Genomic DNA, 26,308 nt, shown 5'->3' with positions numbered 1-26,308 from the left:
TTGAGCGAGAGGGCCATGTCAGTTCTCCTCGGCGCCGGCGGCGCCGGCGGTCTCGATGTCGACGCCGGCCTTGGCGAGGCGGTGGACGTCGGCGATGGTGGCGGGCTCGGCGCTGATGCGCGGAGCGGCGAAGTGGCGGATGGCCGCGGCCTTGGTGGGCGCCTCGATCAAGCGCTCCTCCTCCCCCTGCTTGACTAGGTGGCAGGCCATCAGAAGACGGCCTGCCAGAGCGACTTCCCAAGCTGCAGCGCGGCGCGCGGCAGACCGAACGCGACGATCGCGCCGGAAGCCATGCCGGCGCCCAGGCGAAAGCCGAAGTCGAACACGCCTCGGGTGCGCCTGCGCTTGGCGGTGGACTGGTCGGCAGCCATCACGCGGCCTCCTGCTCGACCGGCGCCATCTTGATGACCGGCTTACCGGTCTCGACCGTGCGAGCGGGTTCGAACACCGCCCGGATTGATGGCGGCCACGCATCGTACTTGCGCTCGGCGACCTTCACCTCGGTGTCGACGTAATCGGCAGGGTTCTCGCCCCAGCCTCTGATCGTCGCGATCGCTTGGTCGAGCTTCGCCTGGTCCCACTTCACTTTCTTGGGAACGGTGACCGAGATGGCGACCGTTCCGTCCTCGCGATGGTAGGTGCCGGTGAAGGCCCGCGCAGTGGCGTACCGAGCAACGAGTGCGGAATGCAGCGTCGAGGTGATACGGGCAGCAGCTTTCGCATGAGCGTCGGCTTCCGCCTGGAGCCGCATCAGCGTCTCGGCCGGCAACGCAGCCAGTTCGGCTGGCGACGCCTCCGGAATGTCGTGGATGGTCGTGACCATCGGGTTGATCCTTTCGTCAGGGGCGCGGGTCGGCGTCAGTGGCAATGCGTGCGGAGGAGAGGCTGACCGGCGACTTGCAATTCCGTGGAGGCCTCGCGGCTGCTCCCCTCTCCCCCTTTCTCGTCAGCCGGGCGGGCCGAGGGTGGAGACCGTCACCCGGGCCATACCTTCGGGCGCGTCGCCGCCGCGGCGGATAACGATAAGGTCGTTGAACTTGTCGTCGGGAAGGCCCGGGATCCGCTTGACCAGCAGGTCCTCCACCGCCTTGAGCGTGTTGCCGACGTCCCGCTTTCGCGCGATCAGGCCGACATCGAGGCCGATGCTGAGCGGCGCTGCGATCGTCGGGCGACCGGCAGCGCGCCAGGCCATCTCGACTGCGTAACCCGCTTCTTCGATCCACGCGTCGTATTCGCGGGTCCGCGCGCGACCGCCTTGGGGCAGGTTCTTGAACAACCTGTTCGCCGACGGCGGCAGCGGCATATCGATGCTCAAGGCCGTCATGCCGCACACCGCGCTTGCTCGGCCTTCGGCGCCACTTCCTCCAGTAGGAGGTCGTTCGCCCGGACCTCGCCGCTCGTCAGTTCGCTTATCGCCACGGCTTTGCGCAAGGATGGCTGGCGCTGCCCATAGACCCACTTGCGCACGATGGAATCAGGCTCACCGATCTTCTCGGCGAACTGCCTCACGCTCATACCTTCGCGTCTAAGCCATGCTCGTAATCTCATTCATAGAATGTGCACTATTTGTGGTCATGTGGGAAGTCCCATTCTTTCCGGTTTGGTTGCACAAGGGCACAAGCCGTGGTGAGGACGCCCTATGAAGATCAGAATCGCCGAAGTTCGAAATCAGAAGGGCGTGTCACAGCGCGAGTTGGCCGCCCGAGTGGGTGCCACCATGAGCATGCTCGGCAAGCTCGAGCGCGGCGAGCGGCAGATGACGTTCAGGTGGCTGCAGCGGATCGGTGAGGCCTTGGGCGTGCCCACCGGCGAGTTGCTCGATGCGAGCGGTGAGCCGGTCCATGTAGGGACAGTTCTCGCCGACGGGACAATCGACGTCGACAATCATGCACCACCCAACCCTGAGGTTGGTGACGATCAAACCGTCCCAGTATTTGATATTCCGAGCGCCTCGTTCAGCAACAGGTGCGCCGTTGTCCTTCATGACAACATGTCGGTGCAAATGCCTGCCGATGCGCGTTTCATCTATACTTTGCCTATGCAGCGGGCCGATCGCGAACTCGTAGGGCGCCTTTCCGTCATATGGGCAGGCTACGAGAATACACCCGACAAGCGGGGCCAGTTTCTTGGCTACATACTGCCAGGAGCGTCGAAAGGCCGCTTCCATGTCATGCCGCTGAACGGCAGGCTCGTCGAGGACGTGATCGTCGGACAGATCGCCCTCATTTCAGAGATCGACATTCCGCAGCGCACTGACAGTGCATAAATTTTTGGTTGACGATGTTCACAGGTGGTGCACATACTAGGCGCGCCGGTCGAGCACTGCGATGACGCAAGTCGAAGCTGGTAGTAGGAATGTGCCGGCGCGCCTCGCGACGACTGATGCAGCGGCCGAACGCCGCCGGCGGACTTCCTGCTTCTGACGAACGCAGGAGTAGATCATGGCCAATCCGACGCCGACCGGCGCACCTCGCGTGTCGCCGGGCAAGGGAAGCCTTGCTGAAGCATATGCCGCCGATAGGGCACGCAGCGCATATCAGCATCCGGGAGAGATGCTGCGCGGGTCGAGCTACCCGGTCCATCCTCTTTCGCCGATCCCTGCCGTCCTGCTGAAGGCTTTCGAGGCGGAACGGGCGATCGACGGCCATGGTGGTGATCCTTTCGACGCGATCGAAGAGCAGATGGCGTACGCCGCGCTGGAAGGCGCTCGCCATCTGCTCTTCGAATGCGGTCAGCATCGCAGTCATGACACGCAAGCCGCCGCGTTGATCGTGGCGATCGATCATGCCGACAGCCTCCTGGACGGGCAGTTCAGCACCCGCAAGCTGGAGGAGGAACTGTCGCGCGATCAGATCAACGCCATCTACCTCATGCGCGATACGATGGTCCGTCTGCTGGACTGGCACATGATGAACGGCGGCGGCGCTCTTCTGCCGATCGCGGAGTGGATGGGGATCGTCGCAGGCCGGCCGGAGATGGCAGACAACACCGCCCCGTCCTGGCGAGCAAACCTTGGGGCGGAAGTAGGAGCAATGTTCGCGGCGTGCGTCGCGCGCGACCGGTCTGGAAAGGTGGCGGCGTGACCATCTCGGCAGCGATCGCGGAGCGGTTCGATGCATGGCGGCTCGCCCAGCTCGCGTGCCACTACGCCCAGCCTTGCCCGGACGAGGTCATGAGCGCACTCGTCGCAAGCGAAGGGAAGATGTTCGGTCGGCTGGTGAACACACCAAGCCTCACCGCCGACGATCTGGTGCTGAAGCTCTTGCCGCTTGCGCTCATTGAGCACGGAGGGATGATCGGCAATCCGCCGTTGGCGCCAGTCGTGGAGCGCGATCCTGGCACCCAGTACCAAGAGGACGACATCTGGGAGTCGCTGATCCGCGACATGGCAGCCGTATCGCCTACGCTCGCGGCGGCTATGGCGCCCCCCCCATCGCAAGGCGATGCCGGCATGAGCGGTACAGCCACCGACGCCGAACTCGCTGCGGCGATCAAAGGTCTGACCGCCGGTCCCGGCGCGTCGTTGGTCGATGAGCTCAAGGACCGGGTGCGAGGCGCGCCGACGCATACCGTGCGAATGGACCCTGCCGTCGCAGAGGCCTTTCTCGGTGAACTCGAGCTCGCCCGTCTCACGGCCGCCAAGCTGGGCGTTGAAGTCGCCGCACATCGGCGCAACATCAAGATCGCCGATGCCTCGCCCCGGTCACCGATGCGCGAGTGCAGCAACTGTCTGCACTACATTTCCGCGCTCTCCCCTGACGCGACCAAGAGTCCCGAGATGCAGGCGATCGCGAAGGACGCGGGCGCGTGTACGGCGAACCCTCCGATGTCGCATCAGCGCGGTACCGCGCCACACACGTCGACCGTGTCGATATTCCCGACCGTGCACCCGCACTGGAGGTGCGGCCGGTGGGAACTGCTGACAACGGCCGGTCTGAAGGTGCCGTCGGCGTGATGTTCCGAGATCTCGAAGATCGCGCTACGGCATTCTCCGCCGCACCCGTCGGGCTGGTGAACTGGACCTCTGGTCATCGTGGAAACACGGTGATGGAGGAAAAGGTGAGCTACATCTTCAAGCTGAACGCGCTGCGCCAGCGCCACGGCGAGCTATTCGATGCCGTGGCAGGAGCCGCCCTAGTGCTCGCCGACGGTGACGATCTGGGCGCCGGCGAGCGTTCCGGCATCGTGGTTGCGGCGCTGCTCGGCAGCCCGGACAACAACGTCGTCCATGTGACCGACTTGGTCATGACGATCGGCGACGCCATCGCTGGCGGCGAGCGCGAGATCGTCGCTAGGTTGATCGGGGACGCTCGCCCACGGGATGCTGGCACGACCTGGGCGACCGCTGGAAAGATGGTCGAGATCGTGCGGCGCGTGCGCAGCCTCGACGAAGTGGTCGTCGACCGGCTCGTGCCGGTCATCCGGTTGATTGGCGAGCATCCGCTGTTTCTTGGCCATCCAAGCTGATGCCGGCGCTCGACCGCCCCTACGCCAACTTTCCGCCGGACAAGATCGTCCAGGCGGAGGAACTGGTGCGCGCAGGCTACTCGATGCGCGAAATCTGTAGGCGCGTCGGCACCCATCACCACAACATCCGTCCAATCCTCGCCCGCCTCGATGCCGCGGGCGAAGTTCCTCCGAACTGTGCCTGCGGGCAGGCGCGCGGGCACAGGGGAGATTGCACTGTCAGCACGGCGGCGCGGCGCGGCTACCCGAAGCAGCGAGTGCACGGCCTGTCATGGCCAGCAATTCACGATATCCGCCGCCGTGTAGACCAAGGTCATTCCGACAGGCGGATCGCCCGTGATACCGGTCGGTCGATTACCGCTGTGAGGCGGCATCGTCAGCTGTGGCTGGCAGAGCGGGATACGCCCTTGCCGCCGTGCAAATGCGGCCGGCCGGCGCGACATCCGGGGGGATGCATCAAGAACTCGCCATCGCTTCTGTCGCGTGACCGCCGTAGCCGCATTGAGCGGTGGGCGAGGGAAGGACTCAGCGCGGCAGAGATGCAGCGCCGATCGCGGGTCGTGGTTGAAGGATCCGGCATGCAGGCCATCCTCAAATATGCGCGCCCGATCTGGCATCAGATGGCGGCCGAGGGGATCGTCTGTGACTGCGGCCAGCAACTTGGCCACCCCGCGACCTGTTCGGCGACCTGGGATAGTGATGGACGCGTCCGCGGCCCGCAGCCGATCCCGGCAAGTGCAGCACACCGCATCTCGAACGCACTACTGAACGGAGATTCGATCCTGACGATCCGACGCGCGGTCGAGGTATCGGAACTGAAGGTTTTACGCGTCCTGCGCTCGATGCCGATCGAGGACCGTCACCACCGTGCGGTACTTGTGCGCCGGCGCGTCGGAGAAGAAGGCGAGCGAAAGCACGGCGAGGATCTGTTCGCGCGCATCAAGGCGGCGCTACCGAGCGGCCTTGATGCAAGCCTGCGCGACGAGGTGGTAGCCGAGCTCAGCTTGGCGGTGCTGCAGGGCGACCTGACCTTGGACCAGATCGCATTCCGCGCCAGCCGCTTCATCGATCATGCCTACCGCACCTGGGCCGACGCCTATGGTTCGCGCAGCCTGAACGAGAGCCTCGGCGACGACGGCGACGCCGAGCTGCTCGACCTGTTCGGCGACGACAGCGCAGTCCTGTCGTTGGACGACATCGAGATCGGCGACGGCGCATGAGTACGCCCTTCACTGAACTGACGGATCAGCTGGAGCGGTCGGCTCGAAATGGGACGCGCGCGCATCTCAACGCCGACCTTGTGCGAGCGTTGATCGAATCGTCGGCGTATCCGATCCTGATCGCCGAACGCACGAAGGAGCTTGTTTCGTCATGGGCCGGAAGGCAGCCGATACCGGTACACGCGTCCAGCTCGGGCCCTACTGGCTCGAGTACCGGGCAGAACGAGACGATTGGTCGATCTGCTGGTACGACCCCGCCGCTCGTACACGACGCCGCCGCAAGACAGGCATCGGAGGTGGCAGCGGGACTGAGCCGCCCGAGGCGGCCCGGGAAGCGCTAGCCCGTCATTATCTGGAAGCCAGCAAGCCTGCCGAGCCTCAACCAAAGGCAGCGGCGATGGTGCCCGAACTGCTGACCGGATGGATGAAGGATCACGTCTCCAAGAAGGCCGACAGCGCTCGCTATGCTATCTCCGTCCAGCACCTGCTCCGCTTCTTCGATCGCGAGAAGCGCCTCGGTCGCATCATCGGCGGTGTGACCGTCGCGGACGTGAACAAGGCCTTCGTCGATCGGTTCATCGCCTATCGAATGGACGAAGGTGTCGGAGGCCACACGATCAGTCGCGACCTCGCTGCGCTGCGCGGATCGCTGAATTGGGCATGGCGCGAGGAACTGATCGAGGCGGCGCCGTTCGTGAAGGACGTAGACGCCAAGGCGAAGGCGAAGCCGCGCGACCTCACCTATTCCATGGAGCAGGTTGCTGCGTTGCTGGAGGCCACGTGGGGTCGGCCGGAGCGTCACCACGTGATGCTCTACACCATGATAGCCTTGAGCACCTGTGGACGCGGCGAGGCGATCCTCGACCTGCATGACCATCAGATCGACGGCGGACTGATCTATTTCCTCGATCCCGATCGCGACCAGACGTCGAAACGCCGTTCCATCGTGCCGATCGCGCCAACACTCGCGCCCTGGTTGGACGGAGCGAAGGGCAAGATCATTCGCTACCGCGCCGAGCTTGCCCGTGAACGCTGGACCGACCCGGCTACGCCAGAGTTCTTCGAACGCGACTGCTACGATCTGGGAAATGCATTCGACGCCTGCCTGATCGAAGCGGGTATCAGCCGACCGGTCCTAGATGCGGATGGGAAGCCGGTCATGCTGCCGGCTCGGCGCAAACTGGGCGAAACCGAGGCCCGGCCGAGGCTGCGAGGGAGGGGCACGCCGAACACACTCCGGCACACAGCCATCAGCGAGATGCACCGCCGCGGCGTCGACGAGCGCCAGATCGATATGGCGGCCGGCCACGCGCCGATCGGAACCGGCAAGCGCAACTATATGCACCTGCGACCGGACTATCTCGCCGAACTGATCACAGCCGTTGAGGACTACTGGCAGGAGATGCGTCGCTTCACGACCGTGCATTTGCGGTCCCAGTGCGGTCCCAGCGTCGTCAGCCTCGCAGCTGCGCGAGCGGGGCGGCGGGTCGCAAATGGCTGAAAACTGCGGCTTGCGGGGTGGTGGAGCTGAGGGGAATCGAACCCCTGACCTCTGCAGTGCGATTGCAGCGCTCTCCCATCTGAGCTACAGCCCCGCCCCGTTCCCGACAATGCCGGGGCCGCTCCCTTAGCGGGGCTTTTCGGGCGATGCAACGGAATGCGTGCGCAAAATCGCTCGGCTCGTCGCTGCGCCGAACCGCCGATCGCACGCGGCGAAACACGGAACCTCCCACCCGGCCAACCTGTTGTGTTTACGAAGCCGCACCAGCGAGATGTGGCTCGTACCAAGACACGTCAGGAGAACTCCGATGGGCGACGACCGCTACAACCGAGGCAACACTACCGACGGTGACTATTACGATCGCGGGCAGGACTATGGGTCCGGCCGCGACTATACCTATTCCAGCGCGCGCGACTATGCCGCTGCCGGCCAGGACGGCGATCGCGGACGCGGCTACGGCCGTGGCGGCGGCTATGCGGGCCGCGACAGCTACGGATCGCGCGAAGGCTATGGCGGGCGCGGCTCGGGCGGCGACTATGCCGGTGCCGGGCGCTATCGCGACCGTGGTTCCAACCAGTCGTACCGCGGCAGCTATGCCAGCGACGGCCACCGCTTCGCCGATGTGGAGCGCGACGATCGCGACCGCAGCAGCTGGGATCGCGACAACCGCTATTCGGGCGAAGGCGCGTCGCGCTACGGCTCGGACCGCGCGTCGTCCGACTATTCGTCGGGCCGGGACTATCGCGGCGACCGCAGCTACGGCTCGGACTATGGCTACGGCGATCGCAACCGCAACGAGCGGAACTACGGCAGCCGCAGCTATGGCGAAACCAGCTACGGCGACCGGAGCTACGGCAACCGCTACGGGCAGGACCGCTACGATCGCGACACGCAGCGCTTCCGCGGCCGACCGCAGGGCTACAACTACGACGAGCGCGGCTTCCTGGAGCGCGCCGGCGACGAGGTCCGCTCGTGGTTCGGCGACGAGGACGCGGAGCGCCGTCGCGAATACGACCAGCGCTACGACGAGCAGCGTGATCAGCGCGACTACGGCCGCAACCGCGACCGCTATGGCAACGACACGCATTACGGCAGCTGGCGCAGTGCGCAGCTCGCCGAGTTCGATCGCGACTATGACGAATATCGTCAGGAGAACGCGACCAAGTTCCACAACGAGTTCAGCACCTTCCGCACCGAGCGCAAGGGTCAGCGCGACTCGCTGAGCCGCGTGCAGGAGCACATGGAAGTGGTCGGTTCGGACGGAAAGCACGTCGGCAAGGTCGACAAGGTGCGCGGCGACCGCATCGTCCTGACCAAGAGCGACAGCGACGCGCACGGCCACCATCACTCGATCCCGTCGCGCTGGATCGAGACCGTCGACGACAAGGTGAAGATCCGCAAGAGCGCCGACGAGGCCAAGAGCCACTGGCGCGACGAGGAACGCAACCAGTCGATGTTCAGCGACGATTCGCGGAACACCACCGGCGGGTCGACGACCTCCGGCACGACCGGCACCGGCACGACGACGACCACGGGCACCACCGGCACGACGGGGACCGGCTCGCAGACCGCCGGGACCGGCCAGTCGGGAACGACGTTCCGCTAAGCCATCGCTCCGCCGCCGGGGCTTCCCCTTCCCGGCGGCGCCTACGGCAGAAGGCCCGGACCGATCGGTCCGGGCCTTTTTGTACGTGCTGAGGTGACGCTCGGCCTCGCTACCACGCCACCCCGATCTTGCCGAAATGGCTACCGCTCTCCTCGTAGCGGAACGCGTCGGCGAGGTGCTCGAGCGAAAATCGGCGATCGACCACCGGCCGGATGCCGGTCGCGTCGAGCGCGGCGACGAACGCCTGCTGGTCAGCACGGCTGCCGACGATGAGCCCCTGCAGCCGCGCCTGCTTCGCCATCAGCGCCGCGGTCGGCACCTCGCCGCCGCGGCCGGTGAGCACGCCGATCAGCGCGATATGGCCGCCGACGCGGACCGCCTCGATCGATTGCGCCAGCGTCCCCGGTCCGCCGACCTCGACGACGTGGTCGACGCCCGCGCCGCCCGTCCAGTCGCGGATGTGGCGACCCCATGCTTCCTGCACCTTGTAATTCAGCGTGAAGTCGGCGCCGAGCGCGCGCGCGCGCTCGAGCTTCTCGTCCGACGAGGAGGTGATCGCGACCCGCGCGCCCATCGCCTTGGCGATCTGCAACGCCCAGATCGACACGCCGCCGGTGCCGAGCAGCAGCACCGTGTCGCCCGCCTTCAGCCGACCATCGACCACCAGCGCACGCCAGGCGGTGAGCCCGGCGGTGGTGATCGTCGCCGCCTCCACCGCGTCATAGCCCTTGGGCGCATGGGTGAAGGCGGTGGCGGGCAGCACCACCGCCTCCTGCGCGAAGCCGTCGATGCCGTCGCCCGGGGTGCGCGCGAAGTCGCCGACCGCCGGCGGCCCGCCCTGCCAGTCGGGGAAGAAGCACGACACCACCGTGTCGCCGGCCGCGAACTCGGTCACGCCCTCCCCCACCGCCTCGACGCTGCCGCCGCCGTCGGCCATCGGCACGCGCCCGTCGGCGCTCGGCATCGCGCCGGTCGCCACGCCATAATCGTGATAGTTGATCGAGCTGCCGTACAGCGCCACGCGGATCTCGCCGGGGCCGGGCGCGCCGGGGTCGGGGCGCTCCACCAGCCGCAACCGGTCGAGCCCGCCGGGGGCCGCTACCGTCATCGCTTTCATGCTCTGCTCCTTTGGTTCGAGGATGCAGAGACAACGTGTCCCGCCGCGGAGGTCTCCGCCGGCGCGGTCAGTGCAGCTTGGCGATCGGCAGGCCGTCTTCCTTCGCGCGCTGCTTGACCGATTCCTCGCTGCGGGTGAGCGCCTTGGCGATCGCCTTCAGCGCCATGCCCTTCTTGGCGAGCGTGTGCAGCTTCTGGATCTCGTCGGGGCGCCAGGGCTGGCGGTGGCGTTCGAAGCGTTCGGCCATGATCGTTCTCCTGTATATCGGACGGCCTCCCACAGACCGTTCGTGCTGAGTAGGGGCTGAGCATGGCGAAGACCCGTATCGAAGCATCACCGCCGGTCCTACCCCGCCCGCCCGAGCCGCACCAGCAGCGTGTCGAGCGCCTGGAGGAAGCGCGAGCGATCGGTCTTGGCGAAGGGCGGCGGGCCGCCGATCTGCTCGCCGCCGGCGCGCAGATCCGCCATGATCGCTCGCGTCGCGATCGCGCCGCCGATCGAGGCGGTGGTGAACGGCTTGCCATTGGGCGCGAGCACGCTCGCCCCCGCCTTCAGGCAGCGGTCGGCGAGCAGGATGTCGGCGGTGACGACCACCGACCGCGCGTCCGCCCGCTCCGCGATCCAGTCGTCGGCGGCATCGAAGCCGCTGTCGACCACCACCCGCTCGACGCCCGGCGGCACGCGCAGCCAGCTGTTGCTGACGATCGTCACCTGGGCGCCGACGCGCTCGGCGACGCGATAGACCTCGTCCTTCACCGGGCAGGCGTCGGCGTCGACCAGGATGCGCAGCCCGGTCAGGCGGACGGCTCCGCGATCGGACGCGTGTCGAGCACCTCGATCGCCGCGGCGCGGCCGCCGAAGTCGATCAGCTCGCCGACCTCGGCACCGGTCATCGCCACCGCCAGCGGCGCGGTGAAGGGGATCAGCCCCGCCGCCGGATCGGCCTCGTCGCTGCCGACCAGCGAGACGGTGCGCGTCTCTCCGTTCAGGCGGAAGGTCACGCACGAGCCGAACGCCACTTCGTCGGCCGGCGGCGCCGGCGCGATCGTCGCGGTGGAGAAGCGGGCATGCCAGTAGCGCAGGTCGCGGCGCAGCGCGGTGCGCTTGTCGTCGTCCTCCTCGGCCGCGACCTCTGCTTCCAGCCGCGCCACCTCCGCCTCGATCTTCGCCAGGCCGCGGCGCGTCACCAGATTGGGGCCGGGCGGCAGCGGCAGCTCGAACTTCGGCTCCTTGTGTTCGTCGTCGTCCTCACGTCGGAAAGCCACGCTCATCGGGTCAGATCGCTCCGCTGAAAGTATCGCATTTGGCCGGATCACCCGATTCCAGGCCGGTGCGCAACCACTTCATCCGCTGCGCCGAGGTGCCGTGGGTGAAGCTCTCCGGCACGACGCGGCCCTGCGCCTGCTGCTGCAGCGTGTCGTCGCCGATCGCCTGCGCCGCGCGCATCCCCTCCTCGACGTCGCCGGGCTCGATGCGGTCGCGATTGCGCGCCGCCCACACGCCGGCATAGCAGTCGGCCTGCAGTTCGAGCCGTACCGACGCCGCATTGCCCTCGGCGCGGCTGGCGCGCTGCTGGATCGCGGTCACCTTCTGTGCGGTGCCGGTCAGATTCTGGATGTGGTGGCCGACCTCGTGCGCGATGACATAGGCCTGGGCGAAATCGCCCGCCGCGCCGAACCGCTGGCTGAGCTCCCCGAAGAAGCTGGTGTCGAGGTACACGCCCTGGTCCGGCGGGCAGTAGAACGGCCCCATCGCCGACTGCGCCGCCCCGCAGCCCGACTGCGCGCCGCCGCGGTAGAAGTTGATCGTCGCCGGCTGGTAACGCTCGCCCTGCTGCTGGAAGATCTGCCCCCAGGTCTGCTCGGTCGAGGTCATCACCCGGCACGAGAACAGCTCCGCCTCGGTATCGCAGGCGACGTTGCTGCCGCTGCCGCGCCCGGCGACCTGCCCCTGCTGGACGCTCTGCCCGCCCCCGCCGAGGATGCCGCCGCCGCCGCTCATCATCAGATAGCCGACCACGACGACCGCCAGGATCGCGAAGGTGCCGCAGCCCAGGCGGCCTCGCCCGAGCAGCAGCGGCAACAGGCCGAGCAGCCCGAGGCCGCCGCCCCCGCCGCCGCCGCTGCCGAGGTCGCGCGCATTCCGTGTCGGATCGAGATCGTCGAGACGCATCGCGCCACCCCTGTTCGTTGAAGCTCCGCAACTAAATGCGCGGAACGCCGGGACGTTGCAAAAGCGTCGGCAAATCCGTGCTCCGCCGTTGAAGACGGAGCTCGCGGGGTCCATGTTCGTCGGCGATGGCCGATGCCGAACCCAGCCCGCACCGCCCCCGGCGCAGTCGCGAGGCGCTTCCCCTGCCCGACTGCGTGGCGCTGGTGCTCCAGGGCGGCGGCGCGCTCGGCAGCTATCAGGCGGGCGTGATCGAGGCGCTGGACGAAGCGGCGATCGAGATCGACTGGGTCGCCGGCATCTCGATCGGCGCGGTCAACGCCGCGATCATCGCCGGCAACCCGCCCGAACGCCGCCTGGATCGGCTCCGCGCCTTCTGGGAGCAGGCGAGCAGCGCGCTGCCGGTGTTCCCGCTCTATCCCGACGACACGATCCGCGAGGCGGTGCACGAATGGTCGGCGGGCGTCGTGCTCAGCACCGGCGTACCCGGCTTCTTCCGCCCGCGGCCGTGGCCGCCCGCGCTCGCGATCCCCGGCACGCCCGAGGCGCTGAGCTTCTACGACACCGCCCCCTTGCGCGAGACGCTCGACGCGCTGGTCGACTGGGACCTGCTCAACGACGGGCCGGTGCGGCTTTCGGTGGGCGCGGTGGAGCTGGAGAGCGGCAACTTCGCCTATTTCGACACGCGCGAGCGGCGGATCGACGCGCGCCACATCATGGCATCCGGCGCGTTGCCGCCGGGGTTGCCGCCGGTCGAGATCGACGGCCGCTGGTACTGGGACGGCGGGCTCGTCTCCAACACGCCGCTCACCCATGTCCTCGACCATCAGGACGAAGCGATGCTGGTGTTCCAGGTCGACCTGTTCGCCGCCGCCGCGGACCGGCCGCGCACCCTCACCGACGTGCTGGCGCGCGAGAAGGAGATCCGCTTCTCCAGCCGCACCCGCCAGATCAGCGACGAACGCATGCGGCTGCGGCTGGAGCGCGAGGCGATCCGCAAGGTGCTCGCCAAGCTGCCCGCCGACTGGTGCGACGATCCCGACGTCGAGGCGCTGCGATCGATGGCGGCCGAGCGGCCGGTCAGCCTGGTCCACCTCATCTACCGCGCCAACGCCTGGGAGGGCGGCTCGCGCGACTTCGAATTCTCGACGCGCACGATGCACGAGCATTGGGCCGCCGGGCGCGCGGCGGTGGCCGAGACGATGGCGAACGCGCAGGTGGTCGCCGCCAACATCCTCGACGGCAAGACCGCCGCCTACGACCTCACCCGCACGCCGCCGCCCCCGCCGGCGGCGCGCTGACCAGCGAAAGGCATTCCCATGTTCCTCAAGGGCAAGACTGCGATCGTCACCGGCTCGACCTCCGGCATCGGCCTCGCCATCGCCAAGGCGCTCGCCGCCGAGGGCGCGACGCTGGTCATCAACGGCTTCGGCGACGCGGAGGCGATCGAGCGCGAGCGCGCCGCGCTGGCCGAAGCGAGCGGCGGCGAGGCGCGCTACGACGGCGCCGACATGACCAAGCCGGACGAGATTGCGGCGATGGTCGAACGCGCCGCAGCCGAGTTCGGATCGGTCGACATCATCGTCAACAACGCCGGCATCCAGCACGTCGCCCCGATCGAGGACTTCCCGGTCGAGAAGTTCGACGCGATCCTCGCGATCAACCTCGCCTCCGCCTGGCACATGATGCGCGCCGCGGTGCCGCACATGAAGAAGCAGGGCTGGGGCCGCATCCTCTCGACCGCCTCAGCGCATTCGCTGGTCGCGAGCCCCAACAAGTCCGCCTATGTCATGGCCAAGCACGGCCTCGCCGGGCTCACCAAGACGATCGCGCTGGAAACGGCGACCCACGGCATCACCGTCAACTGCGTCTCGCCGGGCTATGTCTGGACGCCGCTGGTCGAAAAGCAGATCCCCGACACCATGACGTCGCGCGGGATGACGCGCGAGCAGGTGATGAACGACGTGCTGCTCGCCGCCCAGCCGAGCAAGGAGTTCGTGACCGCCGAACAGGTTGCCGGATTCATGGTCTATCTGTGCCGCGACGAGGCCAAGGCGATCACCGGCGCCAATCTGTCGATGGACGGCGGCTGGACCGCCGCCTGACGGCGCTTGCGCTTCCGGATCGAAGCGGCGAGCTTGTTCGTTCGACGCAAGAGAGAAAACGGGAGAGCGGGCGCATGCGGGGTCGTTGGGGCTGGACGGTGCTGACGGCGGCGATGCTGGCGGGGGGATGCGGACATCGTGCCCGCGAGGAACGCCCCACCCCGGCTCCCGCCGCGACCGCAGCGCCCGACTGGCGCAGCATGGCGACCGCCGCCGACCGAGATCGGCTCCGCAACTGGCGCAACGCCTGGGTCTCGGCACTGGCCGCGGCGCGCGCCGCCGATGCGTCGGCGGTCGCCGCGCAGGGCGTGCTGTTCGATCCCGATCGCGCGCTCCCCGGCCCGCCCCCGCCGCCGGGTGCCTATCGCTGCCGGGTGTTCAAGCTCGGCAGCGGCCGTGCCGCAGCACCCGGCTACATCGCCTATCCGTTCTTCGACTGCCGCATCGATCGCGAGGGCGACGTGCTGAGCTTCTACAAGCTCAGCGGCTCGCAGCGGCCGGTCGGGCTGATCCTTCCCGACAGCGAGACGCGCAGCGTGTTCCTCGGCACACTGGTGCTCGGCGACGAGCGGGCGGCGCTGGAATACGGCCGCGACACCACCCGCGACATGGCCGGGCTGGTCGAGCGGGTCGACGCGCGCCGCTGGCGGCTGGTGCTGCCCTATCCGCAGTTCGAATCGACGCTGGACGTGATCGAGCTGGTCCCCGCCGGCTGATCCGCCGCTTGCCAGCGCGCCGGCGCGTGACGCAGGATGGCGACAGATAAGGGGGAAATCGCCATGCGTCCGTTGCTCGCCGTCGCCGTCCTGCTTGCCGCCTCGCCTGCCGCTGCCGAGCCGGTGCGCGATGCGACGATGGCCGAGCTGCCGCAGCTGATGACGCTCTATCGCGCGCTGCACGCCGCGCCCGAACTCAGCCGCCAGGAGGTCAAGACCGCCGCGCGCCTGGCGGCCGAGGCGCGCAAGGCGGGCTTCACCGTCACCGAAAAGGTCGGCGGCACCGGCGTCGTCGCGGTGCTGCGCAACGGCACCGGCCCCACCCTGCTGATCCGCACCGACATGGATGGCCTGCCCGTCACCGAAACCACCGGCCTGCCCTTCGCCTCCAAGGTGCGCGCGACCACGCCGGAGGGTGTCGAAACCGGCGTGATGCACGCCTGCGGACACGACACGCACATGGCGAGCTGGGTCGGCACCGCGCGCAACCTGGCGGCGATGAAGGCGCAATGGTCGGGCACGCTGGTGATGATCGCGCAGCCGGCCGAGGAAGTCGGGCTCGGTGCGCAGGCGATGCTCGCCGACGGGCTCTACACGCGCTTCCCCAAGCCCGACCACGCCATCGCCTTCCACGACAGCGCCGGACTGCAGGCGGGGGTGATCGGCGTGCATTCGGGCTACACCTTCGCCAACGTCGACTCGGTCGACATCACCGTGCGCGGCGTCGGAGGCCACGGCGCCTATCCCAGCACCACCAAGGACCCGATCGTGCTGGGCGCGCGCATCGTCGGCGCGCTCCAGACCCTGGTGTCGCGCGAGCTCGATCCGCAGACGCCGGGCGTGGTGACGGTCGGCAGCTTCCGCGCGGGCGCCAAGCACAACATCATCCCGGACGAAGCGTCCTTGCTGCTTACCGTGCGCAGCTACAGCGACGAGTCGCGCAAGCAGCTGCTCGACGGCATCGCCCGGATCGCGCGGGGCGAGGCGATCGCCGCCGGCGTGCCGGAGGACCGCATGCCGACGGTGAAGGTGGAACAAAGCTACACCCCCGCCACCTTCAACACCGAGCCGCTGTCGGGCGAGCTGCGTACGCTGTTCACCCAGCGCTTCGGCGAGGCGCGGGTGCGCGACGTCCCCGCGACGATGGGCGGCGAGGATTTCAGCCGCTATTATCTGGCCGACAAGTCGATCGGGAGCATGATCTTCTGGGTGGGCGGCGTTCCCGCCGACAAATGGGCCGCGGCCGAGGGCGGCACCGCCGAGCTTCCCTCGCTGCACAGCGCCACCTGGGCGCCCGACGCCGAGGCGGTGATCGGGACTGCGACGGAGGCGCTGACGGCGGCGGCCCTGGACGTGCTCAAGAAGTAACGGCCGCTGCGCGCGGCGGCGGTTCACTTGCGTTTCGGCGCACGTTCGCCTATTCGCGCGCCCTTGTCGTGCCGGGGTCATCCCTGGAGGCCCGGTCGACGAAACTGGAACCAAGCGCAATACGGAGACTGTGATGAGCGACCAGCTTACGCTGTCGGCCGAGACGCGCGATCGGGTTGGCAAGGGAGCCTCCCGTTCGCTTCGTCGTGAAGGCCGCGTGCCCGCCGTGATCTACGGCAACAAGGAAGAACCGACCCCGATCCACGTCAACGGGCGCGAGCTGATGCGCCTGCTGATGACCGGCCACTTCATGAACTCGGTCGTGATGGTCGATGCCGGCGGTTCCTCGATCCGCACGCTGCCCAAGGACGTGACCTTCGACCCCGTCACCGACCAGCCGGTGCACGTCGACTTCCTGCGCATCGGCGAGCATTCGACCGTCACCGTCCAGGTGCCCGTCGTGTTCACCGACGAGGAAGAGGCCCCCGGCATCAAGCGCGGCGGTGTTCTGAACATCGTCCGTCACGAGCTGGAGCTGGTGGTCGACGCGGCGAGCATCCCCGACCAGGTCGAGGTTTCGCTGAAGGGCGCCGAAGTCGGCGATTCGATCCACATCTCCGCGGTGACGCTGCCCCAGGGCGCGCAGTCGGCGATCGAGGATCGCGACTTCACCATCGCGACGATCGTGGCGCCGTCGGCGCTCAAGTCGAGCGAAGGCGACACCCAGACCGAAGTTGCGGACGAGGCAGAGGGCGCCTGAGCCCTTCCCTTTTCCAACACCGGTAAAGACAGCATCGCCTCCGCAACCCGTTGCGGGGGCGATGTTCTTTTGAAGCGACCTTCTCGGAGACAGCCATGCAGCTCTGGGTCGGCCTGGGGAATCCGGGCCCGCAACACGCGATGCAGCGCCACAACGTCGGCTTCATGGCCGTCGATGCGATCGGCGAGGTGCACGGCTTCACCCCGCCGAAGAAGGCGTTCCAGGGCTGGGTGCAAGAAGGCCGCATCGGCAGCGAGAAACTGCTGCTGCTCAAGCCCGGCACCTATATGAACGAGAGCGGCCGCGCCGTCGGCGAGGCGATGCGCTTCTACAAGCTGGCGCCCGAGGACGTGACGCTGTTCCACGACGAGCTCGACCTGGTGCCGTTCAAGGTCAAGGTGAAGATCGGCGGGGGTGCCGCCGGACACAACGGGCTGCGCTCGACCGACCAGCACATCGGCAACGGCTATCGCCGCGTGCGGCTGGGCATCGGCCATCCGGGACACAAGGACCGGGTGACCGGATATGTGCTCGGCAACTATGCCAAGGCCGAGATCGACGACCTGTCGGATATGCTGGGCGCGGTGGCGGCCGAGGCCGAATGGCTCGCGCGCGGCGACGACGTCCGCTTCATGAACGAGGTCGCGCTGCGGCTGCAGCGGGATTAGGCGGGCCGACATCCTGGCCCTCCGCCACCCTCCCTTTCCGTTCGTCTCGAGTAGCCGTCGAGCCTGTCGAGACGGCGTATCGAGAGACCGGCCGGCGCTCTCTCGATACGGGCTCTCGACAAGCTCGATCCCTATTCGAGACGAGCGGGTGGGCCTTACATGCCGACCTAACTCAGGAGCCCCCATGCCCGTGCGCCACCTCTTCACCACGCCGCTTTATCAGGAGCAGCTCGACCAGCCCGAGCTGATCGCCGAGCTGGAGGACAGCGTTCGCGCGCTCGCCGAGGACGACATGGCCGGCAGGCGCTGGTCGCGTGAGCATCGCTATCGCGGCTACACCAGCTATGCCTCGCTCGACGACCTGCCGATCCGCGACCCGGCCTTCGCGGACCTGAAGCGGCTGCTCGACCGCCACGTCGCGCGCTTTGCCGAGGCGTGTGCGATGGATCTGGGCGGGCGCAAGCTCAAGCTCGACAGCCTGTGGGTCAACCTGCTCAAGCCCGGCGGCGGCCATTCGGGGCACATCCACCCGCACAGCGTCGTCTCCGGCACCGTCTATGTCGCGGTGCCCGAGGGTGCCGGGGGCCTCAAGCTCGAAGACCCGCGCCTCGCCCGGCTGATGGCCGCGCCGCCGCGCCGCCCCGACGCGCCCGACAACCTCGCCACCTTCGTCGAGGTGAACCCCGAGCCCGGCACCATCCTGTTGTGGGAAAGCTGGCTGCGGCACGAGGTGATGCCCCATGCCGGCAAGGGCGAGCGGATCAGCGTGAGCTTCAACTACCGCTGGTAAGCGGGAACGCCGCGGCGGGCTGGGCGGTTGAACGGGCATTCGCAGCCGAAAGGACCCGATCATGATCCAGGACCCGAACCCGAACGACACGCCGGCCGACGCGCAGGACGCCGAGGAACTGGAGGACGCGCAGGCCGAGGCGGCCGAGGAGCGCGAGGAAGAGGGCGGCTACCAATAAGCCTCCCCGCCCCCACCTCTCCCTCCGACCGGAAGACCCGCCCATGAGCCACACGCCACCTGTTCCCGATGCCAACCAGTCGCCATATCCGCGCCAGGCGCCGCCGCCGCCGCCGCCCGCGCTAGCCGAGACCACCGCACGCGCCGCGGCCCACACGGCTGAGACCGAGCGCCAGCGGCAGCGCGCCCTGACTTGGGCCACCGTCGCCGGGATCGGCATCGGCGGGCTTGCGGTCGGCGCGATCCTGCTGCTGTCGCGCGACAGCGAAGCGCCCAAGGCGACGACCAAGCGCAAAAAGGCCGCCAAGAAGGCGTAGGAGACTCCCCCCGCCCCGTTCGTCCTGAGGTGCCATTGAGCGCAGTCGAAGTGGCGTATCGAAGGATCGCCACCGGTGCTTCGATACGGCGCTTCGGCAAGCTCACCCCCACCTCAGCACGAACGGATTCTTCGGAAGGCCGCTCCACCCGCCTCGCCCCTACGGGTGTCGCAAGCCCATCTGGTCAACGGAGCCCGAACCGCCTATGCGGCGGGCTTCACCTTCACCAACGGGATCGAAGAACCGGACATGGGTTTCCGCTGCGGCATCGTCGGGCTTCCGAACGTCGGCAAGTCCACCCTTTTCAACGCGCTGACCCAGACGGCAGCGGCGCAGGCGGCGAACTATCCGTTCTGCACCATCGAGCCCAACGTCGGCAACGTCGCGGTCCCCGACGCGCGGCTCGACCAGCTCGCCGCGATCGCCGGATCGCAGAAGATCATCGAGACCCAGCTGGGCTTCGTCGACATCGCCGGCCTGGTGCGCGGCGCGTCCAAGGGCGAGGGCCTGGGCAACCAGTTCCTGGGCAACATCCGCGAGGTGGACGCGATCGTCCATGTGCTGCGCTGCTTCGAGAACGACGACATCCAGCACGTCGACAACAAGGTCGATCCGATCGCCGACGCCGAAACGGTCGAGACGGAGCTGATGCTCTCCGACCTCGAAAGCCTGGAAAAGCGCGTCCCCAACCTCGTCAAGAAGGGCCAGCAGGGCGACAAGGAGGCCAAGATCGGCGCCTCGGTGCTCGGCCAGGCGCTCGACCTGCTGCGCGAGGGCAAGCCCGCACGCCTGACCCAACCCAAGGACGACGAGGAAGCGCGCGTGTTCGCTCAGGCGCAGCTGCTCACCGCCAAGCCGGTGCTCTACGTCTGCAACGTGAACGAAGAGGACGCGGCCGAGGGCAACGCGCTCTCCGCCACGGTGTTCGAAAAGGCCGCGGCCGAGGGCGCGCAGGCCGTGGTCGTCTCCGCCGCGATCGAGGCCGAGATCGCGACGATGGAGCCTGCCGACCGACAGGAGTTCCTGAGCGACCTGGGGCTGACCGAAACCGGCCTCGCCCGCGTCATCCGCGCCGGCTACAAGCTGCTCAACCTGCTGACCTTCTTCACCGTCGGCCCCAAGGAAGCGCGCGCCTGGACCGTCGAGGCGGGCGCCAAGGCCCCGCAGGCGGCCGGCGAGATCCACACCGACTTCGAACGCGGCTTCATCCGCGCCGAAACGATCGCGTTCGACGACTATGTCGCCTGCAAGGGCGAAGCCGGCGCGCGCGAATCGGGCAAGCTGCGTCAGGAAGGTAAGGAATATGTCGTCCACGACGGCGACGTGATGCTGTTCCGCTTCAACGTGTGACGGGGAGCGGCGTGGCCGATGGTCTGAGCCGCCCCTGCCACGCACTGCGGTGCTCCCGCGCAGGCGGGAGCCCAGGGCCCCATACGCAGCCCCGGTTACGCTGGGCTCTGGGCCCCTGCCTGCGCAGGGGCACGAAACCCCATGCTGCGGAAATCGCCCGGAAAAACCTCGACTGTCATAATCCTGCCGCGCAACGGCGCGAGAGGCCGGGCATGTCGAAACCCCGCTTCGTCGCCGCGTTGCTCGCTGCCGCCGCGCTCACCGCCTGTGCGCAGACCCCGCCGCCGCCGGCCCTCGCACCGGCTCCCGCCCCGGCGGCAGTCGCCGCGCCCTCCGAGGATCGCGCGCCGGTCACCATCCTGGTGTCGATCGACGGCTTCCGCCCCGATTATCTCGGCCGCGGCGTGACGCCGGTGCTCTCGCGACTGGCGGCCACCGGGGTGACGGGGCCGATGCGCCCGTCGTTTCCGTCGAAGACCTTTCCCAACCACTGGACGCTCGTGACCGGCGTGCGGCCCGACCGCCACGGCATCGTCGCCAATCGCATGGAGAATCCCGCCGACCCGGCCGACGTCTTCACGATGGCGACCGACGACCCGACATGGTGGAACGGCGCGGAGCCGATCTGGGTCGCCGCCGAACGGGCGGGCATCCGCACCGCCACGCAGTTCTGGCCGGGATCCAACGTCGCGATCGGCGGCACGCGCGCCGCGGAATGGCCGCACGCGTTGAGCGGCGGCACCCGCCCGTCGGACTGGCAGCAGTATAACGAGGCGATCGGCCCGACCCAGCGCGTCAACGGCGTGCTCGACTGGCTCCGCCGCCCCGCCGCGATCCGCCCGCGGTTGCTGACGCTCTATTTCGAGGCGGTTGACACCGCCGGCCACCGCTTCGGCCCCGCGTCCCCACAGGTCGACGAAGCCATCGCCGGGGTCGACGCCTCGGTCGGCGCGCTGGTCGACGGGCTCGCCGCGCTCGGCCAGCCGGCCAATCTGGTGATCGTCGCCGACCACGGCATGGCCGCCACCAGCAGCACGCGCGTCGTGGCGCTCGACACGCTCGCCGATCCCGCGCGCTACCATGTCGTCGAGGCCGGGCCCTACGCCAGCCTCACCCCGCTCCCCGGCCAGACGGCCGCGGTGGAGAAGGCGCTGCTCGGCCACCACGACCACATGCAATGCTGGCGGAAGGGCGAGATCCCGGCGCGCTTTCACTACGGCCGCAACCCGCGCGTGCCCGCGATCCTGTGCCTCGCCGAGACCGGGTGGCAGGTGCTCGCGACCGCGCCCAAGGCGGCGCAGAGCGGCGGCAACCACGGCTTCGACAACATGGCGCCGGAGATGGCGGCGCTGTTCGTCGCCAACGGACCCGCGTTCGCCCGCGGCCGCACGATCCCGGCATTCGACAACGTCGACGTCTACCCGCTGCTGCGCGACCTGATCGGCCTGCCGCCGGGCGAGGACGTCGACGGCAGCGACGCCCCGTTCCGGCGGGTCCTGACGGCGAACTAGTCGCCGTCAAGGCGCAGGCTTACTGCGGGCGCGGTCCGCGGCGACCGCTGGAGCGCGGCCCGCCCGAGCGACCGCTCTGTCCACCCCACCGCGGGCCGGGTCGGCCACCCTGGTTGCCCCAGCTGCGGCCCGGCCGGGCGCCGGGGGTCGCCTGGCTGCCCTCGCGTCGGCGCCATTGACCGCCATTGGGGCGGTCCGGGCGCTGGACGCCCGGACGGGCGTTCTCCTGCTGCGGCCGCGACCTGGGCACCCATTCACCCGGGCGGCCCGGACGGACTCCCGGACGCCATTCCCCGCGCCCCGGACGCGCGCCGGGCCGTTCTCCGCCCGGGCGACCGGGACGAACACCCGGCCGGCCCTCTCCCGGCCGATCGGGGCGGACGCCGGGCCGGCCCTCACCGGGACGCCACGGCCGCGTTCCCGGACGCCCGTCGCCCGGACGCCCATCGCCTGGACGGAAGTCGCCCCAGTTGTTGCGCGGACGATCGCGATCGTGCCCGCGCCACCCCTGACGGCGCTGCGCCCAATAGCGGCGCTGGCTGTCGGTCCAGCGGTGCGGACGGCGATAGCGGTCGTAGACGTAATAGCCGGTGCCCGGATAATAGAAGTTGTCGTACCAGCCCCAGTACGGCGACCCGAACCCGCTGCCGTAGTAGCTGCTGCCGTAGTACGGATCATAATATCCGCCCGACCCGTAGCCGAGCGAGACGCCGCTATAGCCGTATCCGCCGTCGCCATAAGTGCAGGCGCCGAGGCCCAGACCGGCCGCGGCGAGGAGCGCGAGGGTGCGTATGCGCTTCGAAAACATGGGAAATCTCCCCGAAGAATCTGGCGCACCGATCGCACTATCGAGTTGAACGGAGCGTGAACTATGCTCGGAACAACGTAGCCCCGGCGCGGCCGGTTCCCCGCCGTTGCGGGACGCCACCTCCTGCTCGGGAGGTCGACAGCAAATCTCGTGCTAGCCCCACGTCACGGGAAGGACCGGGCGGCAGGACGCTGCGCACAACGTCCAGCACTCCGGCGCAAGCGGGAGCCCAGGGCCGTCAGGCGTATCGCCTGCGATCCGGGGCTCCTGCCGGCGCAGGAACAAAGATCAGGCCGGCGCCTTCCAGCGCAGCACCGGCTTGCGGGCGGCCTGGGTCTCGTCGAGGCGACGGCGCGGCGCGAAGTGCGGCGCGCCCTTCAGCGCCTGGTCGCCGGCCTTGGCACGTTCCGCCACCGAGCGCAGCGCGCCGATGAACTGGTCGAGCGCCGCCTTCGACTCGGTCTCGGTCGGCTCGACCAGCATCGCGCCGTGGACGACCAGCGGGAAGTACATCGTCATCGGGTGATAGCCCTCGTCGATGAGTCCCTTGGCCACGTCGAGCGTGGTGAAGCCCTCGGCCAGCCCCTCGTCGGAGAACAGCGCCTCGTGCATGCACGGGCCGCTGCCGCCGAACGGCGCGTCGAGCACGTCCTCCAGCTGGCGCAGCACGTAGTTGGCGTTGAGCACCGCGTCCTCGGACACCTGCTTCAGGCCATCGGCGCCGTGGCTAAGGATGTAGCTCAGCGCACGGGTGAACATGCCCATCTGGCCGTGGAAAGCGACCATGCGGCCGAAGCTGCCGGCATGATGCTCGCCAGCGGTCTCTTCCTCGACCAGCGCGTAGCGATCGCCATCCTTCTCGACGAAGGGCAGCGGCGCATAGGGCGTGAGCGCCGCGGAGAACACCACCGGCCCCGAACCCGGCCCGCCACCGCCGTGCGGGGTGGAGAAGGTCTTGTGCAGGTTGATGTGCATCGCATCGACGCCCAGGTCGCCGGGACGCACCCGGCCGACGATCGCGTTGAAGTTGGCGCCGTCGCAATAGACGTAGCCGCCCGCCGCATGGACCGCGTCGCTGATCGCGCGCATGTCGCGCTCGAACAGGCCGCAGGTGTTCGGGTTGGTGATCATCACGCCCGCGACGTCCGGCCCGAGCCGCGCCTTCAGCGCCTCCAGGTCGACGCGCCCTTCGGCGGTGGCGGGAATGTCCTCGACCTTGAAGCCCGCAAAGGCCGCCGTCGCCGGGTTGGTGCCGTGGGCGCTCTCGGGCACCAGGATCACCTTGCGGTGGCCCTCGCCCTTCGCTTCCAGCGCCGCGCGGATCGCGAGGATGCCGCACAGCTCGCCATGCGCGCCCGCCTTGGGGCTCATCGCGACCGAGTCCATGCCGGTCAGCGTCACCAGCCAATGCGCGAGCTGGTGGATCAGCGCCAGCGCGCCTTGCACCGTGTCGATCGGCTGGAGCGGGTGGATGTCGGCAAAGCCCGGCAGCCGCGCCATGCGCTCGTTGAGGCGCGGATTGTGCTTCATCGTGCACGAGCCGAGCGGGAACAGGCCCAGGTCGATGGCATAGTTCTGACGGCTGAGGCGCGTGTAGTGGCGCACCGCCTCCGGTTCCGACAGGCCCGGGAGGCCGATCGGCTCCTTGCGCTCCATGCCGCCGAGCCGCGACGTCGCCTGCGGCGCTTCGTCGAAGTCGACGCCGGTCGTATCGGCCGAGCCGATCTCGAACAGCAGCGGCTCTTCGAGCATCAGCGCGCGGTTGCCGGTGAAGGTCGCCTGCCCGGCCGCTTCGCCGCCGCCCATCTCGGGGCGCCAGCCGCTCTGGTTGATCGTCATGCCAGCACCTCTTCGAGCTCGGTCGCGAGCGTCTCGATATCTTCCGCAGTCACCGTCTCGGTCACCGCCACCACCAGACCGTTGGCGAGCTCCGCCTCGCCCGGATAGAGCCGGCCGAGCGACACGCCCGCGAGCACGCCCCTGTCGGCCAGCGTGCGGACGACCGGACGCGCTTCCTTCGACAGCTTGAGCGTGAACTCGTTGAAGAAGCTGGTGTTGACCAGCTCGATGCCCGGCACCTTCGCCAGCCGGTCGGCGGCCGCCGAAGCGCGCGCATGGTTGCTCGCCGCAAGCTGACGCAGGCCCGTCTCGCCCAGCAGCGTCATGTGGATCGAGAAGGCGAGCGCACACAGCCCGGAGTTGGTGCAGATGTTCGACGTCGCCTTTTCGCGGCGGATGTGCTGCTCGCGGGTCGACAGCGTCAGCACGAAGCCGCGCTTGCCCTCGGCATCCACGGTCTCGCCGCACAGCCGCCCCGGCATCTGGCGCACCAGCTTGTCCGAGCAGGCGAACAGGCCGACGTAGGGGCCGCCGAACTGCAGGCCGACGCCCAGCGACTGGCCTTCGCCGACGACGATGTCGGCACCCAACTCGCCTGGCGAGGCGATCGCGCCCAGCGCCACCGGCTCCGTGACGACGGCGATCAGCAGCGCCTTGTTGGCGTGCGCCGCATCGGCGATCGGGCGCAGGTCCGGAATGCGGCCGAGGATGTCGGGGTACTGAACCACCACGCACGAGGTGTCGCCGTCGATCGCGGCGATCAGCGCCTCGGCATCGGTGTCGGCGGTGAGCTTGGGCGCGGAGGTCTCCAGCACGTCGCCGGTGAACTTCGCCATCGTCTTGGCGACCGAGACGTAGTGCGGGTGCAGACCCGACGACAGGATCGCCTTGCCGCGGCGGGTGACCCGCCGCGCCATCGTGATCGCTTCCCAGCAGGCGGTCGAGCCGTCGTACATCGACGCGTTCGCCACGTCGCAGCCGAGCAGCTGCGCGACCTGCGTCTGGAACTCGAACAGCATCTGCAGCGTGCCCTGCGCGATTTCCGGCTGATAGGGCGTGTAGGCGGTGAGATACTCGCCACGCTGGATCAGATGGTCGACGCTGGCCGGGACATGATGGCGATAGGCGCCGCAGCCCAGGAAGAACGGCGCCGCGCCGGCGGCCAGGTTCTTGGCGGCGAGGGTGGAGAGCTGGCGCTCGACCGCGAGTTCGCTGGCGTGGTTGGGCAGGCCGGGCACCGGCCCGTCGAGCCGTGCCGCCTCGGGCACGTCGGCGAACAGCGCGTCGATCGAGGGCGCGCCGACGGCTGCGAGCATCGCAGTCCGATCGTCGGGCGTAAGCGGCAAGTAGCGCATGGCGTTCCTTCGCGGGGCGTCACCCCGCCCGGGGGTTCGAGCCGCGGGCGCAGCCGGAGCGCGCCCGCGGCATCGGGAGAAAGATCAGAGCTTGGCGACGAACGCCGCGTACTTGTCCGCGTCCATCAGCCCGTCGAGCTCGGACGAATCGGACAGCGTCAGGCGGAAGAACCAGCCCTCGCCTTCCGGATCCTCGTTGACCAGCGCCGGGTTCGCCTCGAGCGCGGGGTTGCCCTCGAGCACGGTGCCAGAGGCCGGGGTGTAGACGTCGGAGGCGGCCTTCACCGACTCGACCACCGCGGCATCGTCGCCCTTGGACAGCGCGCGGCCTTCCTCGGGAACTTCGACGAACACGATGTCGCCCAGCTGGCTCTGGGCATATTCGGTGATGCCGACGGTCGCGACCTCGCCGTCGACCTCGACCCATTCATGTTCTTCGGTGAAATAACGGCTCATCGACGGCG

General features: G+C 68.6%; 31 protein-coding genes and 1 tRNA gene. 17 read left to right on the top strand and 15 right to left on the bottom strand.

Annotated elements, in window-relative coordinates; genetic code table 11:
* Positions 1-18: 18 nt before the first annotated feature.
* From ACBY01_RS07130 to ACBY01_RS07110, 5 genes are all read right to left on the bottom strand, one after another.
* The gene (locus tag ACBY01_RS07130) at positions 19-171 is read right to left on the bottom strand and encodes a hypothetical protein (RefSeq protein WP_416460110.1); all 153 of its coding nucleotides are present in this window, start codon (positions 169-171) and stop codon (positions 19-21) included.
* Positions 172-209: 38 nt separating this feature from the next.
* Positions 210-371 (bottom strand): hypothetical protein, encoded by a 162-nt coding sequence (locus tag ACBY01_RS07125; protein WP_416460109.1) that lies wholly within the window; start codon positions 369-371, stop codon positions 210-212.
* A complete protein-coding gene (locus ACBY01_RS07120) occupies positions 371-823 on the bottom strand; it encodes a hypothetical protein (protein WP_416460108.1) in 453 nt (150 codons plus the stop codon). The genes ACBY01_RS07125 and ACBY01_RS07120 overlap by 1 nt, the downstream gene beginning before the upstream one ends.
* 123 nt (positions 824-946) lie before the next feature.
* Complete coding sequence (locus ACBY01_RS07115) at positions 947-1,324, bottom strand: RusA family crossover junction endodeoxyribonuclease (protein ID WP_416460107.1); 378 nt, start codon at positions 1,322-1,324, stop codon at positions 947-949.
* A complete protein-coding gene (locus ACBY01_RS07110; protein ID WP_416460106.1) occupies positions 1,321-1,548 on the bottom strand; it encodes a helix-turn-helix domain-containing protein in 228 nt (75 codons plus the stop codon). Before ACBY01_RS07110 ends, ACBY01_RS07115 begins: the two co-directional genes overlap by 4 nt.
* A 91-nt stretch (positions 1,549-1,639) precedes the next feature.
* On the opposite strand from ACBY01_RS07110, the gene ACBY01_RS07105 reads away from it, so the two are divergent.
* The 6 genes from ACBY01_RS07105 to ACBY01_RS07080 all read left to right on the top strand — a co-directional run bounded on the left by ACBY01_RS07105 (position 1,640) and on the right by ACBY01_RS07080 (position 7,188).
* Entirely contained in the window at positions 1,640-2,266 is a 627-nt protein-coding gene (locus ACBY01_RS07105) for a helix-turn-helix domain-containing protein (RefSeq protein WP_416460105.1), read from the top strand.
* 175 nt (positions 2,267-2,441) lie between these two features.
* Positions 2,442-3,083 carry a hypothetical protein gene (locus tag ACBY01_RS07100; protein WP_416460104.1) on the top strand — a complete coding sequence of 214 codons (642 nt, stop codon included), beginning with the start codon at positions 2,442-2,444 and terminating at the stop codon, positions 3,081-3,083.
* The gene (locus ACBY01_RS07095) at positions 3,080-3,955 is read left to right on the top strand and encodes a hypothetical protein (RefSeq protein WP_416460103.1); all 876 of its coding nucleotides are present in this window, start codon (positions 3,080-3,082) and stop codon (positions 3,953-3,955) included. Before ACBY01_RS07100 ends, ACBY01_RS07095 begins: the two co-directional genes overlap by 4 nt.
* On the top strand, positions 3,955-4,467 hold the full coding sequence (locus tag ACBY01_RS07090) for a hypothetical protein (protein WP_416460102.1): 513 nt from the start codon (positions 3,955-3,957) through the stop codon (positions 4,465-4,467). The genes ACBY01_RS07095 and ACBY01_RS07090 overlap by 1 nt, the downstream gene beginning before the upstream one ends.
* Complete coding sequence (locus tag ACBY01_RS07085; RefSeq protein WP_416460101.1) at positions 4,467-5,687, top strand: hypothetical protein; 1,221 nt, start codon at positions 4,467-4,469, stop codon at positions 5,685-5,687. Before ACBY01_RS07090 ends, ACBY01_RS07085 begins: the two co-directional genes overlap by 1 nt.
* A gap of 151 nt (positions 5,688-5,838) precedes the next feature.
* Positions 5,839-7,188 carry a tyrosine-type recombinase/integrase gene (locus tag ACBY01_RS07080; protein WP_416460100.1) on the top strand — a complete coding sequence of 450 codons (1,350 nt, stop codon included), beginning with the start codon at positions 5,839-5,841 and terminating at the stop codon, positions 7,186-7,188.
* A gap of 18 nt (positions 7,189-7,206) precedes the next feature.
* Here ACBY01_RS07080 and ACBY01_RS07075 read toward each other — a convergent pair.
* Positions 7,207-7,282: transfer RNA gene (locus ACBY01_RS07075), tRNA-Ala, on the bottom strand.
* Positions 7,283-7,495: 213 nt separating this feature from the next.
* Between ACBY01_RS07075 and ACBY01_RS07070 the strand changes: the two genes are divergently transcribed.
* Positions 7,496-8,794, top strand: coding sequence for a DUF2171 domain-containing protein (locus ACBY01_RS07070; RefSeq protein WP_416460099.1), 1,299 nt, complete (start codon positions 7,496-7,498; stop codon positions 8,792-8,794).
* Between the two features lie 109 nt (positions 8,795-8,903).
* On the opposite strand, the gene ACBY01_RS07065 is transcribed toward ACBY01_RS07070, so the two are convergent.
* From ACBY01_RS07065 to ypfJ, 5 genes are all read right to left on the bottom strand, one after another.
* The gene (locus tag ACBY01_RS07065) at positions 8,904-9,911 is read right to left on the bottom strand and encodes a zinc-dependent alcohol dehydrogenase family protein (RefSeq protein ID WP_416460098.1); all 1,008 of its coding nucleotides are present in this window, start codon (positions 9,909-9,911) and stop codon (positions 8,904-8,906) included.
* Positions 9,912-9,978: 67 nt separating this feature from the next.
* The gene (locus ACBY01_RS07060) at positions 9,979-10,158 is read right to left on the bottom strand and encodes a hypothetical protein (protein ID WP_125962215.1); all 180 of its coding nucleotides are present in this window, start codon (positions 10,156-10,158) and stop codon (positions 9,979-9,981) included.
* A 98-nt stretch (positions 10,159-10,256) separates the two neighbouring features.
* On the bottom strand, positions 10,257-10,700 hold the full coding sequence (locus ACBY01_RS07055; protein ID WP_416460151.1) for a YaiI/YqxD family protein: 444 nt from the start codon (positions 10,698-10,700) through the stop codon (positions 10,257-10,259).
* A 5-nt stretch (positions 10,701-10,705) separates the two neighbouring features.
* Positions 10,706-11,182, bottom strand: a complete 477-nt coding sequence (locus tag ACBY01_RS07050; RefSeq protein WP_416460097.1) for a GreA/GreB family elongation factor — start codon at positions 11,180-11,182, stop codon at positions 10,706-10,708.
* 4 nt (positions 11,183-11,186) lie between these two features.
* A complete protein-coding gene (ypfJ, locus tag ACBY01_RS07045) occupies positions 11,187-12,083 on the bottom strand; it encodes a KPN_02809 family neutral zinc metallopeptidase (RefSeq protein ID WP_416460096.1) in 897 nt (298 codons plus the stop codon).
* A gap of 125 nt (positions 12,084-12,208) precedes the next feature.
* Here ypfJ and ACBY01_RS07040 point away from each other — a divergent pair, with 125 nt between their 5' ends.
* The 10 genes from ACBY01_RS07040 (at position 12,209) to ACBY01_RS06995 (ending at position 21,842) form a co-directional block, all read left to right on the top strand.
* On the top strand, positions 12,209-13,381 hold the full coding sequence (locus tag ACBY01_RS07040) for a patatin-like phospholipase family protein (protein ID WP_416460095.1): 1,173 nt from the start codon (positions 12,209-12,211) through the stop codon (positions 13,379-13,381).
* An 18-nt stretch (positions 13,382-13,399) separates the two neighbouring features.
* The gene (locus ACBY01_RS07035; protein ID WP_416460094.1) at positions 13,400-14,185 is read left to right on the top strand and encodes a 3-hydroxybutyrate dehydrogenase; all 786 of its coding nucleotides are present in this window, start codon (positions 13,400-13,402) and stop codon (positions 14,183-14,185) included.
* A 74-nt stretch (positions 14,186-14,259) separates the two neighbouring features.
* Positions 14,260-14,901 carry a DUF4893 domain-containing protein gene (locus tag ACBY01_RS07030; RefSeq protein WP_416460092.1) on the top strand — a complete coding sequence of 214 codons (642 nt, stop codon included), beginning with the start codon at positions 14,260-14,262 and terminating at the stop codon, positions 14,899-14,901.
* Positions 14,902-14,964: 63 nt separating this feature from the next.
* The gene (locus ACBY01_RS07025) at positions 14,965-16,269 is read left to right on the top strand and encodes an amidohydrolase (RefSeq protein WP_416460090.1); all 1,305 of its coding nucleotides are present in this window, start codon (positions 14,965-14,967) and stop codon (positions 16,267-16,269) included.
* 133 nt (positions 16,270-16,402) lie between these two features.
* Complete coding sequence (locus ACBY01_RS07020; RefSeq protein WP_416460088.1) at positions 16,403-17,029, top strand: 50S ribosomal protein L25/general stress protein Ctc; 627 nt, start codon at positions 16,403-16,405, stop codon at positions 17,027-17,029.
* A 95-nt stretch (positions 17,030-17,124) separates the two neighbouring features.
* Entirely contained in the window at positions 17,125-17,697 is a 573-nt protein-coding gene (gene pth / locus ACBY01_RS07015) for an aminoacyl-tRNA hydrolase (protein WP_416460086.1), read from the top strand.
* A gap of 184 nt (positions 17,698-17,881) precedes the next feature.
* Positions 17,882-18,487 carry a TIGR02466 family protein gene (locus ACBY01_RS07010; protein WP_416460085.1) on the top strand — a complete coding sequence of 202 codons (606 nt, stop codon included), beginning with the start codon at positions 17,882-17,884 and terminating at the stop codon, positions 18,485-18,487.
* Between the two features lie 221 nt (positions 18,488-18,708).
* The gene (locus ACBY01_RS07005) at positions 18,709-18,981 is read left to right on the top strand and encodes a hypothetical protein (protein ID WP_416460084.1); all 273 of its coding nucleotides are present in this window, start codon (positions 18,709-18,711) and stop codon (positions 18,979-18,981) included.
* Between the two features lie 249 nt (positions 18,982-19,230).
* Complete coding sequence (gene ychF / locus ACBY01_RS07000) at positions 19,231-20,331, top strand: redox-regulated ATPase YchF (RefSeq protein ID WP_416460150.1); 1,101 nt, start codon at positions 19,231-19,233, stop codon at positions 20,329-20,331.
* A gap of 212 nt (positions 20,332-20,543) precedes the next feature.
* A complete protein-coding gene (locus ACBY01_RS06995) occupies positions 20,544-21,842 on the top strand; it encodes an alkaline phosphatase family protein (RefSeq protein ID WP_416460083.1) in 1,299 nt (432 codons plus the stop codon).
* Positions 21,843-21,861: 19 nt separating this feature from the next.
* On the opposite strand, the gene ACBY01_RS06990 is transcribed toward ACBY01_RS06995, so the two are convergent.
* From ACBY01_RS06990 to gcvH, 4 genes are all read right to left on the bottom strand, one after another.
* Positions 21,862-22,650, bottom strand: coding sequence for a peptidase (locus ACBY01_RS06990; RefSeq protein WP_416460082.1), 789 nt, complete (start codon positions 22,648-22,650; stop codon positions 21,862-21,864).
* 288 nt (positions 22,651-22,938) lie between these two features.
* Positions 22,939-24,489 carry an aminomethyl-transferring glycine dehydrogenase subunit GcvPB gene (gene gcvPB, locus ACBY01_RS06985; RefSeq protein ID WP_416460081.1) on the bottom strand — a complete coding sequence of 517 codons (1,551 nt, stop codon included), beginning with the start codon at positions 24,487-24,489 and terminating at the stop codon, positions 22,939-22,941.
* Positions 24,486-25,844, bottom strand: a complete 1,359-nt coding sequence (gene gcvPA / locus ACBY01_RS06980; RefSeq protein WP_416460080.1) for an aminomethyl-transferring glycine dehydrogenase subunit GcvPA — start codon at positions 25,842-25,844, stop codon at positions 24,486-24,488. The genes gcvPB and gcvPA overlap by 4 nt, the downstream gene beginning before the upstream one ends.
* A gap of 84 nt (positions 25,845-25,928) precedes the next feature.
* Positions 25,929-26,300 (bottom strand): glycine cleavage system protein GcvH, encoded by a 372-nt coding sequence (gene gcvH / locus ACBY01_RS06975; RefSeq protein ID WP_416460079.1) that lies wholly within the window; start codon positions 26,298-26,300, stop codon positions 25,929-25,931.
* Positions 26,301-26,308: the final 8 nt, after the last annotated feature.

This window comes from Sphingomonas mangrovi, from assembly GCF_047975845.1.
Classification (GTDB): domain Bacteria; phylum Pseudomonadota; class Alphaproteobacteria; order Sphingomonadales; family Sphingomonadaceae; genus Sphingomonas.
Note: the sequence above shows the minus strand (reverse complement) of the source record. Positions and strands in the feature narration are given on the sequence as shown.